This is a genomic window from Cupriavidus phytohabitans (assembly GCF_000426345.1).
In the GTDB taxonomy this organism is placed as follows: Bacteria; Pseudomonadota; Gammaproteobacteria; order Burkholderiales; family Burkholderiaceae; genus Cupriavidus.
Genome location: NZ_AUFE01000193.1, coordinates 1 through 2493 on the forward strand (window position 1 = coordinate 1; position 2493 = coordinate 2493).

Annotated in this window: 3 protein-coding genes; all 3 read left to right on the forward strand. The window is 60.4% G+C overall.

Annotated elements, in window-relative coordinates:
- Nucleotides 1-112 precede the first annotated feature (112 nt).
- From tnpA to tnpC, 3 genes are read left to right on the forward strand one after another with little or no spacing between them, the layout of a single operon-like run.
- Complete coding sequence (gene tnpA / locus K309_RS0134525) at nucleotides 113-454, forward strand: IS66-like element accessory protein TnpA (RefSeq protein WP_035878913.1); 342 nt, start codon at nucleotides 113-115, stop codon at nucleotides 452-454.
- 53 nt (nucleotides 455-507) lie between these two features.
- The gene (gene tnpB, locus K309_RS0134530) at nucleotides 508-801 is read left to right on the forward strand and encodes an IS66 family insertion sequence element accessory protein TnpB (RefSeq protein WP_369796586.1); all 294 of its coding nucleotides are present in this window, start codon (nucleotides 508-510) and stop codon (nucleotides 799-801) included.
- Nucleotides 802-852: 51 nt separating this feature from the next.
- Nucleotides 853-2451: an IS66 family transposase gene (gene tnpC / locus K309_RS0134535; RefSeq protein ID WP_029050428.1), complete on the forward strand. Its 1599-nt coding sequence runs from the start codon at nucleotides 853-855 to the stop codon at nucleotides 2449-2451.
- Nucleotides 2452-2493: the final 42 nt, after the last annotated feature.

The window sequence follows — 2493 nt, forward strand, 5'->3', positions numbered from 1 at the left end:
GTAACCGTCCGCTAATGGCCGTGTAGACGCGAGAGGCGAACCTATCCAGAGTAGTTCCCATCAAAATCTGGCGGGGACTACTTTGGATACTGTGGCAAAGCGTGGTGGCCGCATGCGCGGCAGCCGCAATCACCCGATCGAACTGAAGCGAAGGCTTGCAGAAGCTGCGTGCGTGCCAGGCGTGTCGGTTTCAAAGCTGGCGTTGGAACACGGTCTGAACGTGAACATGGTCTTTCGCTGGCGCCGCATGCTTCGAGCAGGCCAATTCGGCGACCCCCATGTTGGCGACGCGCCAGTGCTGTTCCCCGTTGTAGTCAGAGGCTCCGGAGTCGAGGCGTCGTCGGAAGCGTCGCCCACCGGGGTCATCCGGTTGCAACTGGCCAAGGGCCAGGTGAGCATTGAAGGCCGAGTCGATCCGGATGTCCTTCGCATGGTGGTGCAGTGCCTGAGCTAATGATGGCGCCGCCGGCGAACACCCGGATCTGGGTTGCCGCAGGATTTACGGACATGCGATGCGGCTTCGATGGCTTGGCTGCCAAAGTACAGACAGTCCTGCAGAAAGACCCATTCTCTGGCCACGCGTTCCTCTTCAGAGGCAAACGTGGTGATCTCCTCAAGTGCCTGTATTGGCGCGACGGTGGAATGTGCCTGTTTGCCAAGCGGTTGGAACGAGGTCGATTCGCCTGGCCGCGCGCTGAAGGTGGCGTGGTAGCTCTGACGAACGCGCAACTTGGCCTTCTGTTGGAGGGGTTCGACTGGCGGCAGCCCATCGATGCCGCCAGTCCGTGCAGTGCTTTGTAAACGTCTGTGACAACACACATGTGGAGCGATGTTGGCGCCTAGACTGCCTGCATGACCTCCAGCAATGCTTCGCTTCCCGACGACATCGACGCCTTGAAGGCCCTTCTTCTGGCGCGGGAAGCGGAGCTTCGTGAGCGCGACAGTGACGTGGAGAATCTACGTGACACGGTCGCGACGCTTCAGAGGACGCTCTCAGATCGAGCGCTGGAAATCGAGAGCCTGAAGCTGTGGATCGCAAAGCTCCAACGAATGCAATTCGGGCGCAAATCCGAGAAGCTTGATCGCCAGATTGAACAACTGGAATTGCGCCTGGAAGATCTGCAGGCCGACGAAGGCGCAGGGGCACTCGACACAAGCAAGCAGCGCTCAAAGGATGCGACCAAGCCGACTGGACGCAGAGCGCTCCCTGATCATTTACCGCGCGAAGAGATCGTCCATCAACCTGATGATGTGTGCTGTCCGCAGTGCGGCGGAACGCTCAACGAGCTTGGCGAAGATATCGCCGAGCAGCTCGAGTACGTGCCCGGGCATTGGCGAGTGATTCGCCATCGTCGACCAAAGAAGGCCTGCGCTTGCTGTGACTGCATCGTGCAAGCGGCTGCACCCAGCCGGCCCATTGATCGCGGTATGCCGGGTCCTGGCCTGCTCGCCCATGTCCTGGTTGGAAAGTTCTGCGACCATCTTCCCCTGTACCGGCAGTCGGCGATATACGCGCGGGATGGTGTCGAGTTGAGCCGATCGACACTTGCCGATTGGGTCGGACAGGCCAGCGCACTATTACGCCCGCTGGTCGATGCAATTCGGCAGTACGTGATGGCGGCCTCGAAGATCCACGCCGACGATACGCCGGTACCGGTACTTGAACCCGGAAACGGCAAGACCAAGACAGGCCGACTCTGGACCTATGTACGTGATGACAGGCCCGCTGGTTCGGTGGACGCGCCAGCCGTCTGGTTCGCGTACAGCCCGAGTCGGTCAGGCGAATATCCGCAAGCCCACCTGAAAGGCTTCAGGGGAATCCTGCAAGCCGACGCATTCGCAGGCTACAACTCCATTTACAAAGACGGCGATGTGCAAGAGGCTGGATGTGTTGCGCACGCTAGACGAAAATTCCACGATCTGTACCTGGCACGCAGGAACGACGTCAACACTGAGGCGCTGCGCCGGATCGGTGAACTTTACGCAATCGAGGCTGATATCCGCGGGAAGCCTCCCGACGAGCGAAGGCGCGTCCGACAGGAACGGGCGCGTCCATTGCTGGAAGCCTTCGAGATCTGGCTACGCTCGACGCTGAGCAAGGTGTCGTCCAAAAGCGAAACCGCGAAGGCCATTGGCTACGCGTTGAATCAGTGGGAGGCACTAACGCTGTATGCCAGCGATGGTCGCGTTGAGATCGACAATAACGCCGCGGAGCGGGCGTTGCGGGCCGTTGCTCTCGGTCGAAAGAACTACTTGCACTTCGGCTCCGACAGTGGCGGCGAACGCGGCGCCGCTATCTATTCGCTGGTGGCCTCAGCCAAGCTGAACGGTCTCGACCCCGAGGCCTACCTGCGACACGTCATTGCTCGCATCCCCGACCACCCCGTCAATCGCGTCAGCGAACTGCTGCCATGGGCCATGGCTGAGCAGATCCGCTCGAACGCCGCCTGAAAGTAACCTCCTCGTCAAGAACGCTGACCGTCGGACGGTTAC